We start from the raw sequence: 15,683 nt of genomic DNA, 5'->3' as shown, positions 1-15,683 counted from the left end.
GGCGTTCCCCTGCGAGCCAACTCCACTCCAGGGAAGCAGCCCGCGCGACACGGAACCGAAAAGTCCGCGTTTCTTCCGCAACACCGCGAGCGTTGGTCCCGTTGTGCACTGAGCGATGCCCAGCAGACACGGTCGCCGAGCCGGTCGTCTCCCGTGGGCAGGCGAGGCGAACGGAGAATGCTGTGCGAATGACCGACATCCAGCGCTGCGAGATCCGCCCCGGGCGGCTCGTGGAGTGGACGCTGCATCCGGCGGCCGTCAAGGCCGCGGCCGACATGCCGGACGACTCCCGGCCGCCCGCGTACGTCCAGGAGTCGCACGTGCGTACCGCGCGTTCCGTGCGCGAGGACGGCCTGTTCGTGCCGACCTGGCTCGGCGCGGCGTTCGACATGCCGGGCCGGGCCGATCTCGACGTACTCCAGGAGGCCCTGCGGGCCTGGACCCTGCGGCACGAGACGCTGCGCAGCGGCTTCCGCTGGATCGACGACGACATGCGGCGCTTCACGCTCGACGCGGACGTGGTCGTCCTGCACCGCGTGGACCGGGGCGCCTTCGGCGACGCGGCCAGGCTGACCCGCTATCTGCAGGACCGGTTCGACACCGTGGCGGACGCGCTGAGCTGGCCCAACTTCATCTACACCGCCGTCGTCCACGACGAGGGCACCAGCGTCTACATGGCGTTCGACCACAGCAACGTCGACGCGCACTCCCTCTACCGCATCCCCGCCGAGATCCACGAGCTGTACGCCTCCGCCCTCGCCGGCCGCCGCCTCGACGCGCCCCCCGTCGCCAGTTACGTCGACTTCTGCGCCCTCGAACGCACCGAGGCCGACCGCCTCGACGACACCCACGAGATCGTCGCCCGCTGGCGGGAGTTCATCGCCCAGTGCGACGGCAGGCTGCCCAACTTCCCCGTCGAGCTCGGCCTCGACCCCGAAGGGCCGCTGCCCGCACAGAAGTTCATGCAGGAGATGCTCGTCGCCGACGCCGACGCCACCGCCTTCGAGGCGTACTGACGCCCGTACGGCGGCAGCCTGGTCGGGGTCCTCGCCGCCACCGCGCTCATCGTCCGCGAGATCGCCGGCCAGCAGGTGTACCGCACGGTCGTGCCCTTCCACACCCGTGTCCGCTCCCAGTGGTCGGACTCCGTCGGCTGGTACGTCGGCGGCGCCCCGATCGAGATCCCCGTCGCCGAGGTACCCGACTTCGACAGCGCCCTGCGCATGGTCCGCAGCGCCCTGCGCGAGAACCGCCCCCTGTCCCGCAAGCCCATCGCCCGCGTCCTCAAACTCCTCGGCGCCGACTTCCGCCCCACCTCCCCCGACCTGTACTCGATCGTCTCCTTCGTCGACGCCCGCGCCACCACCGGCTCCGAACGCTGGCAGGACCTGAAGGCGTACGGCCTGATCCGGGTGTCGTACGGCGACCAGGTCTGCGTCTGGCTGACCCGCCTCCACGAGGGCCTCCAACTCGCCAGCCGCTACCCGGACACCGACGTCGCGCGCAAGAACATGCGGCTGTTCACGCAGCGCCTGCGCGAGCACATCGTCGCCGTGGCCCGGGAGGCCCCCCTCACGGTCGCTCCGGCGTACGCCCCGCACCCCAGGGGTAGTGGACCGATGTGACGGACCCGGGGGAGCAAGGGCTGGACGCGGCGCGCGTCGCCGAGATACTCGTGGCCGCGAGGCCCGGTCGGCGGGGCTCCGGGTATCGGGTGACCAGCGAGTGCGTGCTGACGGCCGCCCATGTCGTGGCCGGGCCCGTCGACTCCGTGCGCGTCCGCTTCGACGCCGACCGGCCCGGCGAGTGGAGCGCCGACGCCCGCGTCGCCCTGCTGGACGAGGCCGCCGACGTCGCCCTGCTGGAGCTGACCGGCGCCCCGCCCGGCCTCCCCGCCGTCGCCCCGCCCCGCTACGCCGCCGTCCCGGACGCCGACGTGGTGCTGCCCTTCAGCGCCATGGGCTTCCCCCGCTTCAAGCTCCGCAAGGACACCGCACGACCCCTCGACGACGGCTCGCCCAGCCAGTACCGCGACTCCTGCCATGTCTCCGGCACCGTCTCCGTCCTGTCCAACCGCCGCGAGGGCACGCTCGAACTGGCCGTCGTCGTCCCGCCCGCCGACGTCGAACCGGAACGCTCGCCGTGGGAGGGCATGTCCGGTGCGGCGGTGTGGTGCGGAGGCGCGGTCATCGGGGTCGTGAGTACGCACCATCGCGCGGACGGGCTGGGACGGCTCGCGGCCCGGCGGGTGGAGCGGTGGTACGACGACCTGCCCCCGGCCGCGCTGGAGGGGTTCGGCCGGTACGCCGGACTGCCCCCGCGCGCCGCACTCGCCTCCGCCACCGCGGCTCCCCGCCCGGTCACACCCCTGACCGGGCTGCCCGGCGAACTGCCCCTGCGCGAGCTGGTCGACCTCGTCGACGCCCTCACGGCCCTGCCCCTGCTGCGGAGCGGCAACGGCATGGCCCTGCTGCTGGACAGCATCAGCGACCGCATCGCGGCCAACAGCCCCCGCGACCCCCGGCTGCGGATGGACGTCTACGGCATCGTGCGCACCTGCCTGCGCTACCCGGGCACGCTCGACCAGCTCCTGGAAGCGGTACGGCTGCTGGAAGGACCGTCGCCGGAAGTGGAGCGGGTCGACCGCGCGGCCGCGCGGCTGGCCGGGCGTTACGGCTGACGTGATCTCGCCTGGGCGGCCGGGATATGGGGTTTCGACTTGTGCCCCGCTGGGTCATGATGGTTGAGACCGACAGCGCGGACTCGTAGGCACGGGAGGGGACTTGGCAGCCGTGGAGCAAACGATGCCTGCCGTCGAGTCTTGTCTCGTCGATCTCTCGGGGGTCTCTCTTGAAGCGCTGCGCTCCATGGATGGCACGGCCTTTACCGAGTCGCTGGAGCAGTTGCTGCGCCACATCGACGGCCCGCAGGCCATCACGGTGTCGTACAACCCGTCCCGGTTCGACTGACCCGGCCGTGGTGACGGGCATCGACCCGTGGGGGACCCGTGGCCGCTGACGCCATGACGACGGGGGATCTTCTGCAGTTCCACCGGCTGTCGTCGGCCGGCGCCCTGGCGCTCGCCCGAGGCGACGGCGACAGCGCGGTCGTGGCGGAACTGCTCGGCGCGGAGCGCAGCCGTCGCCTGCTGCTGATGCGGGCCCTGGACAACGCGCTGTCCCGCGAAGACGACCCGGCCGACGACACCCGGGTGTCGTACGCGCAGGCCTGGGCGCTGCTGGAACGGGCGCAGCGGCGGGCGCCCGAGGCGTTCGAGGACGTTCTGATGTCTCCCAACACGGGCATGTGGGTCTCCCTCGCGGTGCGCCGGGTGCGTGGACGCGCCTACGAGGACGCCCCCCGGTGGGTGGCCGTCGGCCATCTGGCGGCGCTGGCGGCCGCCGCGGGCACGCGGGCCGGGCTGGACTTCTCGATCACCGTCCCGGTGCGCCGCGGGCTGGTTCCGCTGCCGACCCTGGGCTGCGCCGTCCTGCCGGACCCCCACCCGTGGAACACCGCCCGGGTGACGGGACGCGCGGGTCGGCTGCGCATCACGGGGGCGCGGGGCGCGATCGTCGAGGTCGCGCCCGGATGGGACCGGCGCGGCCCGGGTTGGCTGCCGGTGCGCAGGCTGACCCTGGGATCCGGGGCGGACGCGAAGTCGCTGGTGCTGGAGGAACTGGACCCGTACCGGACATTTCCCCGCCCGAGCGAGCCCCGGCCACTGTCCACGGCGGAGGCGGCGACCTGGGAGTCGATGCTCGCCGACGCCTGGAAGGTGCTGCTGCGCGACGATCCGGTCAGCGCCGCCGCCATGCGCCAGGGGCTGATGTCGGTGGCTCCCACGCCGCCGAGAGAAAGGTTTCGGCCGCACAGCAGCACGGCCGGCGACGCCTTCGGCGGGCTCACGGCCTCCCGCCCCGACGACGTACCCCAACTCGCCGCGACCCTGGTCCACGAGTTCCAGCACACCAAGCTGGGCGGTCTCATGCACCTGGGCCCGCTGACCGAGCAGGCCCCCGACCCGCCGACCCCCGCGTGGCTGCACTACGCCCCCTGGCGTGATGACCCACGCCCGCTGGGCGGACTGCTCCAGGGCATCTACGCCTTCCTCGGCGTGACCCGGTTCTGGCGCGCCCACCGGCACACCGCCGACCCCTCGTACGCCCCGCTGGCCCACTTCGAGTTCGCGATGTGGCGCACGCAGGTGTGGTCCGTGCTCAACGAGGTCCGTGGACACGAGCAGCTGACGCCGCTGGGGCGGTGGGTGCTGGACGGTCTGAGCGAGCGGTGCGCCGAGTGGATGACCGACGAGGTGCCCGCGGCTCAGCTGAGGCTGGCCCACGAGGTCGCGGGCGACCACCTGACCCGCTGGCGGGCGCACCACCTGCGGCCTCCGGCCGCCGCCGTGGAGGAGGCCGTACGCGACTGGCGACGCGGCTCCGCCCGGCCGCCGGCCGCCCTGGTCGCCGAGCCCGCCCTTGTCCCCGACACCGAGGCCCGCCACCTGGACAGCGCTGCCGTCCTCGCCCGCTACCAGCTCAGCGATCCCGACGGGACCTGGCAGCACACCGTGGCCGGGAGCGTCGACGGCGTCGAGGCCTCCGACGTCCTGCTGATCCGCGGTCACCGCGAGGAGGCCCGGGCCGCCTACGCCGACCGGCTGTCCGGCAAGGGCGCACCCGTGGCCGCCTGGGCGGGCCTCGGCCGCTCCCTGTCCGGCGACCCGTCCCACGAGGCGGCCGCCCGCCTGCTCCTCGGCTTCCCGGAACGGGCCCGGTCCGTGCAGGACGCCCTCATCGCGACGACCGGCCGGGGTGCCGACCCTGTACGCCTGGCAGCGTGGCTGGCGGGGGACGCGGCGTCCTAGGACGCAGTCACTCCCGGCCGATCGATCCGAACGGAAGGCCCCGGGCGCGGTCCCTCACAGCGGCAGTGGGTCGATGTCGCAGTTGGCGCGTTGGCCGTCGCGGAACTGGGTGGTGGCCGGGTGTGCGGTGCCCGACTCCACCTGCAGCCGCGGGGCGTCGAGGACGCGTTCCATGCGTGCCAGCGTGTCGGCGCGCAGGGCGGTGCCCCGCTCCTCCTCGCCGACGGAGACCAGGTCCACCGACAGGTTGCCCGCGCAGGCCAGCGTGGTGGGGTGGTTTTCCCCGAACGTGGTCCGGCACAGCGCCAGCGTGTCCTCGCCCCGGTGCCGGGCCTCTTCGTGGTGCCCGAGAGCGGCCAGGTCGCTGGCCAGGTTGATGGCGCTGATGAGGGGGAGCGGATGCCCCGCGCCGAGCCGGTCGGACAGCGAGCCCAGTGCCGTCTCGTCCAGGCGTCGCGCCTCCTCGGGCCCGCCGAGCAGGCGCAGGGTGACGGCCAGGTCGACGTCGGCGGACAGGACGTGCGGGTGGTGCGGGTCGTAGATCTGCCGGTAGCCCTCGGAGGCCTTGAGGCCCCGGGTGCGGGCCGCCTGGAGGTCGCCGTTCTGCCGCAGTGCCACCGACAGGGTCAGTGCGGCGGCCAGCGACCGGGGGTGGGTGTCGCCGTAGCGGCGGGTGAACTGGGCGTGTGCCTCGGTGGCCAGCTCCAGCGAGCGCAGGTGGTCGCCCTCCTTGCGGCAGGCCTCGCTCAGCTGGCGCATCGCCTCGATCGTGGCCGGGTTGCTCTGCCCGAAGACGTCCCGGTAGGCGGCCAGTACGGATTCCTGCAGGGCGCGGGCACCAACGTAGTCGCCGGTCTCGCGCACGTCGATGGCCACGTTGTTCTCGGTGGTCAGGGCCCGCTGGTCGTCCCGGCCGAACAGGCGCAGCTTCAGGTCGAGTGTGCGCCGGTCGAGCTCCAGGGCCTGGCGGAAGTCGCCGACCAGACGCAGGCTCACCCCGAGGTTGTGGGTGATGTTGAGCGTTGTCGGGTCGTCCTCGCCGAAGGCCCGGCGGGCCCGTTCGTAGGCGATTCTGTCCAGTTCGGCGCCGGTGGCGAAGCGGCCCTCGACGCGTCGTACGGCCGCTTCCAGCTGGAGCGCGTCGAGCGCGTCCTCGCGGGTGTCCTCCTGGTCGGCCGGGGCGGTGCGGTCGTAGACCTCCCTGAGGTGGGCCACCAGCCGAGCCGCGTCGTCGAACCGGCCCACCACCCAGTACATGAAGCACAGCCACTGCCCCATGAGCAGCGTCTGCTGGTCCTCCTCGCCGAAGATGGTCAGCCAGGCCTCCCAGGTCTGCTCGGAGAAGTCGAGCGAGACGTCGTGGTCGCCCCAGTAGTACAGATACTCGGCGATGTTCCGCACCAGCTGGCGCACCCACGGCTGGTCCGACTTGATCGCGTCGGAGGCGATGACATGGCTGTAGAGCTCCGCATACCGGGGCCAACTCGCCGGACTGGTGGGCGTCTTGGGGTCGGCAGCGGCCAGCAGGGTGTGGGCGCCGTGGCGCATGCGGGACTGTTCCTCGGGGCTCATGCGGTTGTTCAGGACGAGCTGCACCAGCCGGTGCATCTCGATCGAGTTCGTCCGGTGGTCGATGCGGGCGAGGGAGTAGCGGTTCACCTCCCTTATCGCCCGGGCGAGCCGCATCGGGTCGTTCAGCGCCGCGTCCAGCTCGGGGAAGATGCTGCTGTTGCCGAGGCCGGAGAAGATCGAACGGGAGATCGGGTCGGGCGCGAAGTAGGAGCACAGCTGGAGCAGCCGCAGCGCGGCCGGGCTGCGGGTCTCCAGGTGGTCCAGGGAGACGTTCCAGGCGGCGGCGACCGGGAGTTGGTAGTCCGGCGGCGGGGCCACTTCGAGCAGCTCCATCCGCTTGTTCTCGAACAGCCGCAGATACTCCGAGGCGGGCATCCCGGTCTCCGCCCGCCAGGCCGCGGCCTGTTCCAGCGCCAGCGGCAGGTCGCCGAGCGCCTCGGCCAGCGCGTCGGCCTCCTCGTCCCGCAGCGGCGGGCCGGAGCGGCGCAGCAGCTCCTTGCTCTCCTCGCGGGTGAACACGTCCACTTCGAGGGAGCCGCCCACCTGGCCCCAGCGCCGGTTGCGGGAGGTGACGAGGATGGTGCCGTTGCCGCCCTGCGGGAAGTAGTGGCGGACCTGCTCGGGGTTGTCGGCGTTGTCGAAGATCAGCAGCCAGCGGGAGTACGGCCGGCCCTCGCGCAGCGCCTCGCGGACGGCGGGTCCGGCGATGTTGGCCTCGGTGGTGGTCACCAGGCCGAGCCGCTGGGCCAGTTCCACCAGCGCCTGCCCGATCTGGCCGGGCCGCTCGGCGGGGATCCACCACACGATGTCGTACTCGGACTGGTGCCGGTAGGCGTACTCGATGGCGAGCTGGGTCTTGCCGACGCCGCCCATGCCGTGGATCGCCTCGGGCAGCACGGTGGTGGTGCCCTCGCGCAGCCGCTGGTCGAGCAGTTCCAGCAGCTCCGTGCGCCCGGTGAAGTTCGGGTTGCGCGGCGGCAGGTTCCCCCAGACCCGCGGCTGTGTCGCGCGGTCCTCCGTCTCCACGGTCCGCTGGGGTGGTGTCGGCATCTGCGAGGCTCCTTCGGAGGCGGTCCGGGGTTCGGTGCCGGTAGCGGCTTCGCCTGCCGCGGGGGGCGAAGCGGACGGTACCGGTCCCGTCACTGCACGTCGTGGTTTCTCCAGGCTGACCGCGTAACGCCGATCGTGCCAGCTCAGCACCTGCGCCAGCATCGCGGCACGCTGGTCGTAGCGGCCCGACAGGGCCCGCAGGGCGGTCAGCTCCACCCGGAGGAAGGCGATGTTGCGGCTGCCGACATGCGGCATCGCCAGTGTGTCCAGCGGCTCGGTGGGCGGCGGCAGCAGGGTGCGGGCGAGGTCGTCCGCGGCGAACAGGGCGCGCACCTCGCGCAGCACCCGGGCGGTGGCGCTGCGCCGCCCGAGCGCCAGCAGCTCCTTGCGGATGTCGGGGGCGAAGGTGAACACCACGTCCGCCGGGCCCTCGCCGTGCTCCCAGGTGGGCCGTACCAGACCGCTGATCAGCAGCTCGGAGACATGGACCGGCCCGGCGTCCGGGGTGGTGGCGACGATCCGGCGGATGACGGGCAGGCTCAGCGGCGCGGCGGCCAGCCGGGTCGCCAGGGCGAACCCGGTGGGGCTGGCGACGGCCCGGAAGTCGGAGACCCGTTCGGCGGCGGGCACGGTGCTGAGCGGGTCGGGCAGTTCCTCCGCCCAGGGCAGCGCGCGGGCCGCGTCGGGCCGGCTCTTCCACTCGCGGGCCTGAATGGCGGACAGATCCAGCCATTCGGGCTCCGGCCCGGACACCAGCCGGGTGAGCGCCGCCGCCCACGGCCCGGTCAGCGCCAGCACGGGTACGACGACGGCGGTGCCGTCCCGCTCGGCGCCGGCCTCGTCGGTGTCCCGCAGCCCGGCCGGGGGTTCGCGTTCCTCCCAGTCCCAGGCGCTGTTGGCGGCCCAGCCGTGCGGGGCCCGGATCCGCACCCGGTACACGTCAAGGCCGGTGCGGAACCACAGCTGCTGCGGCAGCAGATGCACCACGGCGACCGGGCAGGTCCGCGCCCAGCCGCGCAGCAGCGGCTGGACGGCACCGAGCCGCCAGCCGGCCGCGAGGCCGTCGGTGAGCACCAGCACCACGCGGCGGGCCTGCTCCGGGACGGGACCTAATGGTTCCTCAGGGCTGACCCGGGCCGGGTCGGTCTCGTCGGTGCCGAGCAGCCGTACCACCCGTACGCGGGTGAAGGCGCCCGTCCGTTCGAGTTCCTCGACCAGGTCGTCGCGGACCGTCTCGTACCACACCCGCATGGTGGGGTGGGTGTCGATGACCAGAACCGCTTCCGCGGGCTCGGGCCCGCCCGGCTGCGGCCCGCCCGGCTGTCCGAGCCGGCTCAGGACATGAGCGGCCTCACGGCGTGCCCGTGCGGACTCCTCCGGTCGCTGGCCATCGTCATCATGCATGCGTGCCCTCAAGGCGTCGTAGTGACGATGAGCGGGTGGCGGAGTCGCGCAGACCCCCGGCATGCGTGACAGCCACGGGCAAAGCCTGACAGCGGTTCCGTTCGTGAAGCAAGTGCGCACGGCGGCTCGCGCCGGGTGCATACGAAAGCATGACGGAAGCAGTTAGGCCGACCTGAAACACAGGCGGGCGGATACGCGCACGCTCGTTCAATTCGGGTCACCCTTCGGCTGGCGGGTGGGCGTTCCGTGCACCTCTGACCCGGCCGGCCGCTCCCCCCGCGCGTGGTCGGGTCCCGGGGGCACGGGCCGGCGTTCCGGGTCGTCGAGCAGGATCGCCAGATGGCGTCCCACGTGGTTGTCCCACCCCTCGGGCCCCATGGCCAGCGCTTCCTTGCGCCATCTTCCGGTCCGCTCCAGCAGACCGGCCAGCCCCCGGTCCTGCACGATGTCGGCGACGGCCTCCTTGAACGCCGGGTCGGAGCAGTCGCCGCGGTGCCAGATCATGGCCGGAACGCCCGCCCGCAGGCCCGCGAGGTACTCCCGGCGGCCGGCGGCCGAGTCGGTGCCCGGCGGTTCACTGAGCACCAGGCAGACGGCGTGCTCGTCCTCCTTCAGCTCCCGCTCCAGATGGAAGTGGGAGTGGCCGGGCCGGTTCCAGTAGGAGTGGGTGTCGGCCGGACGTTCCTTGAAGTGCCGCCACTTGTTGTGCCAGGGCCGGTGCCAGGCCGCCCTTCTGAGCCGCTCGAAGCTGCGCACCAGCACGGCGTAGTCCATCACCAGCGGGGTCGGGGAGGGCGAGTCGGACTCCTTGTGCCACCACTCGACGGGTTCGCCGAGCAGTTCCCACGGGAGGATGAACTCCAGTACCACCGGCTGGCGCAGATCCGACCAGCGTTCCTCCGTCTGCTCGATGAGCTGTTCGACCTCGGAGGGGAGTTCGTCGCGGTGCAGATGCAGGGTCTCCCCGGGCACCGGATGCCAGCCCTCCGCGTCGGACTGCCGCCAGTGGGAGAGGTAGTAGCGGTCGCGGTCCACGCCGTCCGGCTCGAACTGGATCATCAGATAGGCCGGCATCAGCGAGGATGCCACCGGTTCGGCGACGCCGCTGCCGCGCTGCCACTCGGCCATCTTGTCCTCCAGGCCCCAGGTGCGGGCCTGCCGGCGGTTCCAGCGGCGCAGCCGCTCGGCGGCGTCCACCTGCCCGTCCTCGACCAGCTGGTCGGCGGCCAGGGACAGGAACGCCATGCTCACCGGGAGTTCCTTCGCCGCCGAGTTGTCCCCGGCCAGCCGCAGGAACACCGCCCAGCCCGTGTCGCACCACGGCGGCAGCTCCTGGGTGCGCGAACGGCTCGCCCGGCGCGCCATCGCCGCCAGCGTGGACGCGGAGCGGATCTCCTGCAGCAGCGGCCGCAGCGGATGCAGATCGGCCCCGTCGAAGAAGTCGACGGCCTCCCACTCGTCCACCAGCCGCCGCAGCGCCGTCACGGCGGTCGACTGCTGCTCGACATACCCCAGACAGCGCACCAGACAGGGCAGCCCGTCCGGCACGCCCGCGCACTTCTCCACCAGGTGCAGCAGCCAGGGCCGTAACGCCTCACCGCGTAACGGCTCCACCGGTGAGCCGAGTTCCTGCCCCAGCATGGTCACCAGCAGGTCCGCGCTGCTCGTGTGCCGCAGCGTGGCCGACTCCTGGAGTACGTCGACGACATCGGCCACCAGCTCGTTGCGAACCCGCGCAGGGCTGCGCCCTTCCACCCCCGTGACCTCCCGACCCGCCACCAGTCCCACCTGAGTTGCCACTGACAGTGCCGACCAGCCTACGGCCAGTCGTCCCCCCACGTCAGGGGGTAGAAACGAGCATGCTGTGGCCAGGGCCTGTCTGACAGGCCCTAGCGTTCCCCTTCCGCCTCGTCGCCCGAGATCAGCACGGCGTGGTGGGTGCCGTCCGGGGCGACGAGCTTCGGCTGCAGGGTCAGGCAGATCCGGTGCGTCCGCGAGGAGTCGACCCGCGCCTCACCGCCCGCCTCCACCACCCAGAACCGCACCTTCCCCCCGGCCCCGCCCGTCCGCCCCACGGCGACGGTCGCCTCGATCTCCACCGCCCCCAACTCGAACCGCACGGGCCCATCGCCGCCACCGGCCAGCGCGGAGTTCAGCTCCTGCCTCAACTCCCGGATCATTTCGGCTAGTTCGACCATGCGGCGATCCTAGCGGCGGGAGGGAAGGGGAGGCACCAGTTCCCGCCCGGCGGCTCAGGCACGCGCGCGCAGGGCCTCGACCGCCAGTCGGGCTGTGGTACCGATGACCGCGTCCGCCGCCGGGAGGGTGGCCGCCGGGTTGGCGGTGCGGGTGAAGACGGCCACGGCGTAGCGGCCGCCGTCGGGGTACTCGACGACGCCGACCTCGTTGCGCAGGGTCGGCAGAGTGCCGGTCTTGCCCGCGACATGGACGTCGTCGAAGGGGAAGCCGGAGGCCAGGCGGTGCGGCCAGACCTGGAGGCCGAGCAGGCGGCGGACGGTGGCGGCGTGCTCGGGGGCGCAGGCCTCGTCCCGCCACACGGCGCTCAGCAGGCGGGTCATGTCGCGGGGCGTGCTGCGGTTGGTGCGGGCCGGGTCGAGGGCCCTGAGGCGGGTCAGGACGTGCGGGTCGGTCAGGATCCGCGCGCCGCCGGGCCCGGCGTCCTCCCTGAGGGTGGCGAGGAGTTCGCCGAAGGTGTGCACGGCGTGCGTGCGGGTGAGGCCGAGGCGGGCCGTGGTGCGGTTGACGGCGTCCAGGCCGACGCGGCCCAGCAGCAGGTCGGCGGCGGTGTTGTCGCTGACGGCCGTCATCAGGTAGGCGAGGTCGCGCAGGGACATGCGTACGGGGTCCAGCATGGCGGCCAGGCCGGTGGGGCCCGGGGAACGGCCGGGCGGGCAGTCCACCTGCTCCGTGAGGTCCAACCGGCCTGCGTCGGCCAACTCGTGGAGGGTGACGAGCAGACACAGCTTGTGGACACTGGCCGTGCACACCGGCTGGTCGGCACCCGCGTCGAGCTGCGCGCCGGTGTCGATGTCGACGGCGTGCAGCCAGCCGGTGACCCCGGCTTCGGCGAAGGCCGCGCGGACACGGCCGAGGGCGTCGGTCACAGCCAGTACTCCGATGCCGGGCGCAGATGGAGCGGACGGGTCGGTACGTCGGGGGCGGCGCCGGCGGTGCCGCGCAGCGCGTGGGTGGCCGCGTCCGCGAAGGCGGTCACGGCGGTGCTGCCGCGCCCCTTGGGCCAGGCGACGGAGTGCCGCCAGGCCAGCGGGGCACCGGCCAGCGGGCGCCAGACGATGTCCGGGGCGGTGACGGTGTCGCGTGGGGTGAGGGCGACGGCCCCGGCGGACAGCACCAGGCCCCGTACGAAGCTGGCGCCCTGGGCGTGGCGTACGGCGGGCGGGGTGTAGCCGTTGCGGGCGCAGGTGGTCAGGAGGTCGTCGTACAGCGCCGGGGCGTCGGTCCGGGGGAAGAGGATCAGGTCGTGGCCGGTGAGGGAGGCGAGGGGCACCTCGGTGAGGTCGGCGGCCGGGGCGCCGGGCGGCAGCAGCACGCCGAGGTCGCGGCGCAGGACGGGGCCGAGTTCCAGGCCGGTGATGTCGCAGGGGTGGTGGATGAGGCCGACGTCCAGGTCGCGGGAGGCGAAGCGGGCCAGTTGCTGGGCGGTGGACAGTTCGTGCAGCTCCAGCTCCGGCGCGGCCAGGTCGTGGCGCCGGTCGAAGTCCGCGAGGAGGGCGGCGACCGTCTCGCCGGACAGGTCCGGCGGCAGCGCGGCCCGCAGCAGGCCGGTCTCGCCGTCCCGGATGCGGTGCGCGGTGGCGAGGAACTCACCCGAACGGGCGAGCAGTTCCCGGGCCTGCGTCAGCAGCAGGGCGCCGGCCTCGGTGAGCCGCACCTGACGGCTGGTGCGCTCGAACAGGCGGACGCCCAGTTCGCGTTCCAGACGCTGGATGCGCTGGGACAGGGGCGGCTGCGCCATGCCGAGACGGGCGGCGGCACGGCCGAAGTGTGACTCTTCTGCAACAGCCACAAAGCACTCCAGGTGCCGAACCAGGTCCACGACCAGCGACCATATCGCGAATTGATGGATCCGAGATCGATATCGGACTTGGACAGACGGGGCGGGACGTTGCTGTCCTCGGGGCATGGACAACCGCGATGCGCACACGCCGGGAAGCGACTACTCCGCCGCCACGACCTGGACGGCGAGACGGCGACGACCGCGGCGCCGGGTGAGAACGGTGGCCGCCGTCGGGGTGGTGCTCGCCGTCGGGGCCGGCGGGGCGTACGCCGCCGGGATCGGCCCCTTCGCCCGGGGCGACGCCGGGCCCGATCCGGCGGCCCTGGAGCAGGCGCGGGCGTTCCTGGCGGACTGGGCGGGCGGCCGCCTGCCGAGCGCGGCCGCGCGCACGACCAGTCCCGGTACGGCCCAGAAGGTGCTGGGCAACTTCACGGCCGGGCTCGACATCAGCAAGCCGAACCTCACGGCGGCGCAGCCCGCGCTCGCGGAGGACGGCACGGTCACCGTCCCGTTCACGGCCCGGATGCCCATCACCGACCTGGGGACATGGACGTACAAGTCGGAGCTGCCGTTGCGGGAGCAGGGGGACGGGAGCTGGAAGGTGGACTGGCGGTTGTCGCTGGTCCATCCACGGCTGAGTGAGACGGAGAAGTTCCGTCTGGAGCGGGAGGAGGCGGAGGGTCCGGAGGTCACCGATCGGGAGGGGGTCGTATTGGCGACTGACGAATTCCCGTCCCTCGGGCCGGTGCTGGGACAGGTCGGTGGGGCCGGTGCCGGGCCGCGCGGTGCGGTGCGGCTGGTGGACCGGGTGACGGGGGAGGTGGAACGTACGGAGGCCCGCTTCGGGGAGGCGCCTCAGGACGGCTCGGGCGACGACGGCCCTGTGCGTACGACGCTGGACGCCGACTGGCAGTCCGCCGCCGAGCAGGCGCTCGCTCGTGAGGCCGACGGCAAGAACGCGGCGCTGGTCGCGCTGCGGATCGACAACGGGGAGATCCTGGCGGTGGCGAACTCGCCGTCGTCCGGCTTCAACCGGGCCGTCTCCGGCACCTACGCGCCCGGCTCCACCTGGAAGATCGTCACGAGCACCGCCCTGCTGCTCAAGGGGGCCGTCGGGCTGGACGACGTCGTGGACTGCCCCAAGTACCTGACGGTGGGAAAGCAGTTCCACAACGTCGAGACCTCCGAGTTCCCGGGGGCGAGCTTCCGCAAGGACTTCACCGAGTCGTGCAACACGGCGTTCATCAGCCTGCGGGGCGAGCTCGGGGACGGGGAACTCGGTGAGGTCGCGGGCAAGTACTTCGGTGTCGGGCAGGAATGGCGCGTCGGGATCCCGTCGTACGACGGCTCGGTGCCGGTGCCCCGGGACGAGACCGAGAAGGCGGCGTCGATGATCGGGCAGGGGCGGGTGCAGGCCAACCCGCTGATCATGGCGTCGGTCACGGCGACGGCGGTGTCCGGGACGTTCCACCAGCCGACGATCACGGCGGAGGACGAGAGCGGGATCACGACCGCGACGACGCCGCTTCCGGAACATGTGGTGGCGCAGCTGCGGGAGTTGATGCGGGCGACCGTGACGGACGGTACGGCGCGGGTGCTGGCCGATCTGCCGGGCGAGGTCGGGGCGAAGACGGGCACGGCGGAAGTGTCGGAGGAGCAGGACAACAACGGTTGGATGGTGGCGTATCGCGGCAATGTGGCGGTGGCGTGTGTGGTGGAGGAGGGCGTGACGGGCGGCGGCTCGGCGGGCCCGGTTGTCCACAGCCTGTTGACGGCGGTGCCCGAGTCATGAGCAGGAGGGAATCCCGTATGCCCGGTCTGTCCCGTCGGCAACTGCTGCTGGGCGCGCTGCTGGTACCGCTGGGCGCGTCGGCGTGCGACCGCGCAGCCCCTGAGGAGCGCGCGAGCGCCACGCCACCGCGCCCCTCTCACACCCGTACGCCCGACCTCTCCCGCTACGCGGCACTCGAACGACGCCACGGCGCCCGGCTGGGCGTCCACGCCATGGCCACCGGCACGGGTGCGACGCTGACGTACCGCGCGGACGACCGCTTCGCGCTCTGCTCCACCTTCAAGGCCCTGGCCGCGGCGGCGGTACTGCACGAGCACCCCCTGAGCCACCTGAACCAGCGAGTCACCTACACACGGGCCGAGTTGCAGGCCTACTCGCCGATCACCGAGGCCCACGTCGAGACGGGCATGACGGTCCGGGAACTGTGCGACGCGGCCGTCCGTTACAGCGACAACACGGCGGGAAACCTGCTGATGCGGGACGTCGGAGGCCCGGCGGGACTGACCGCGTATCTGCGCGGCCTCGGCGACAGGGTCAGCCGCATGGACCACTACGAGCCCGAACTGAACGGAATGGCCCCGGGCGACCCGCGCGACACGACCACACCCCGGGCCATCGCCACCACCTACCGCGAACTCGTCCTCGGCGACGCCCTCACCCCCGACCGCCGCGCCCTCCTCAAGGACTGGCTCGTGCGCAACACCACCGGCGCCAAACGCATCCGCGCCGGCGTCCCCAAGGGCTGGACGGTGGCCGACAAGACGGGCACCGGCGAGTACGGCCGCGCCAATGACATCGGCATCGTCTGGCCGCCCCACACCGAACCGCTCGTCCTCGCCGTGATGACGGACCGCTCCGGATACGACACCCCGCCCAGGGAGGCCCTGATCGCGGAGGCGACGCGCTTGGTCGTGGCCGACCTCACCTGACGGAACGATCGTCAGCGCCGCGTGCCG

The 15,683-nt window shown here is 72.7% G+C and carries 10 protein-coding genes and 1 pseudogene; 6 read left to right on the top strand and 5 right to left on the bottom strand.

All coding sequences use genetic code 11. The annotated features are described in order from the left end of the window. The first annotated feature begins 182 nt into the window (after window positions 1-182). The 4 genes and pseudogenes from HJD23_RS19565 (at window position 183) to HJD23_RS19550 (ending at window position 4,870) form a co-directional block, all read left to right on the top strand. Window positions 183-1,625: pseudogene (locus tag HJD23_RS19565) on the top strand (condensation domain-containing protein). Beyond that, window positions 1,622-2,680, top strand: a complete 1,059-nt coding sequence (locus tag HJD23_RS19560) for a trypsin-like peptidase domain-containing protein (protein WP_171117265.1) — start codon at window positions 1,622-1,624, stop codon at window positions 2,678-2,680. Before HJD23_RS19565 ends, HJD23_RS19560 begins: the two are co-directional and overlap by 4 nt. 103 nt (window positions 2,681-2,783) lie before the next feature. Further along, on the top strand, window positions 2,784-2,969 hold the full coding sequence (locus HJD23_RS19555; protein WP_171117266.1) for a hypothetical protein: 186 nt from the start codon (window positions 2,784-2,786) through the stop codon (window positions 2,967-2,969). Between the two features lie 38 nt (window positions 2,970-3,007). Further along, on the top strand, window positions 3,008-4,870 hold the full coding sequence (locus HJD23_RS19550) for an HEXXH motif domain-containing protein (RefSeq protein WP_171117269.1): 1,863 nt from the start codon (window positions 3,008-3,010) through the stop codon (window positions 4,868-4,870). 54 nt (window positions 4,871-4,924) lie between these two features. Here the strand turns inward: HJD23_RS19550 and fxsT are convergent, their stop codons facing one another. The 5 genes from fxsT to HJD23_RS19525 all read right to left on the bottom strand — a co-directional run bounded on the left by fxsT (window position 4,925) and on the right by HJD23_RS19525 (window position 12,944). Continuing rightward, window positions 4,925-8,896 carry an FxSxx-COOH system tetratricopeptide repeat protein gene (gene fxsT, locus HJD23_RS19545; protein WP_171117271.1) on the bottom strand — a complete coding sequence of 1,324 codons (3,972 nt, stop codon included), beginning with the start codon at window positions 8,894-8,896 and terminating at the stop codon, window positions 4,925-4,927. Window positions 8,897-9,103: 207 nt separating this feature from the next. After that, the gene (locus tag HJD23_RS19540; protein WP_171117272.1) at window positions 9,104-10,675 is read right to left on the bottom strand and encodes a hypothetical protein; all 1,572 of its coding nucleotides are present in this window, start codon (window positions 10,673-10,675) and stop codon (window positions 9,104-9,106) included. A 110-nt stretch (window positions 10,676-10,785) separates the two neighbouring features. Further along, window positions 10,786-11,094: a trypco2 family protein gene (locus tag HJD23_RS19535; RefSeq protein ID WP_171117275.1), complete on the bottom strand. Its 309-nt coding sequence runs from the start codon at window positions 11,092-11,094 to the stop codon at window positions 10,786-10,788. 54 nt (window positions 11,095-11,148) lie between these two features. Then, window positions 11,149-12,021: a serine hydrolase gene (locus HJD23_RS19530; protein WP_171117277.1), complete on the bottom strand. Its 873-nt coding sequence runs from the start codon at window positions 12,019-12,021 to the stop codon at window positions 11,149-11,151. Beyond that, on the bottom strand, window positions 12,018-12,944 hold the full coding sequence (locus tag HJD23_RS19525; protein WP_240980758.1) for a LysR family transcriptional regulator: 927 nt from the start codon (window positions 12,942-12,944) through the stop codon (window positions 12,018-12,020). The genes HJD23_RS19530 and HJD23_RS19525 overlap by 4 nt, the downstream gene beginning before the upstream one ends. Window positions 12,945-13,059: 115 nt before the next feature. Here HJD23_RS19525 and HJD23_RS19520 point away from each other — a divergent pair, with 115 nt between their 5' ends. Both HJD23_RS19520 and bla read left to right on the top strand, forming a co-directional pair. Further along, entirely contained in the window at window positions 13,060-14,727 is a 1,668-nt protein-coding gene (locus HJD23_RS19520; RefSeq protein WP_171117281.1) for a penicillin-binding transpeptidase domain-containing protein, read from the top strand. 17 nt (window positions 14,728-14,744) lie between these two features. Continuing rightward, window positions 14,745-15,656, top strand: a complete 912-nt coding sequence (gene bla / locus HJD23_RS19515; protein WP_232107819.1) for a class A beta-lactamase — start codon at window positions 14,745-14,747, stop codon at window positions 15,654-15,656. Window positions 15,657-15,683 lie beyond the last annotated feature (27 nt).

It is taken from the genome of Streptomyces sp. Z423-1 (genome assembly GCF_013009255.1).
Taxonomy (GTDB): Bacteria; Actinomycetota; Actinomycetes; order Streptomycetales; family Streptomycetaceae; genus Streptomyces; species Streptomyces gossypiisoli.
This window is presented reverse-complemented; position numbering and strand designations above follow the sequence as displayed.

Coding starts and splice junctions, on each gene's coding strand:
- fxsT (WP_171117271.1), bottom strand. CDS start 8,896: ATGCATGATGACGATGGCCAGCGACCGGAGGAGTCCGCACGGGCACGC.
- HJD23_RS19520 (WP_171117281.1), top strand. CDS start 13,060: ATGGACAACCGCGATGCGCACACGCCGGGAAGCGACTACTCCGCCGCC.
- HJD23_RS19535 (WP_171117275.1), bottom strand. CDS start 11,094: ATGGTCGAACTAGCCGAAATGATCCGGGAGTTGAGGCAGGAGCTGAAC.
- bla (WP_232107819.1), top strand. CDS start 14,745: ATGCCCGGTCTGTCCCGTCGGCAACTGCTGCTGGGCGCGCTGCTGGTA.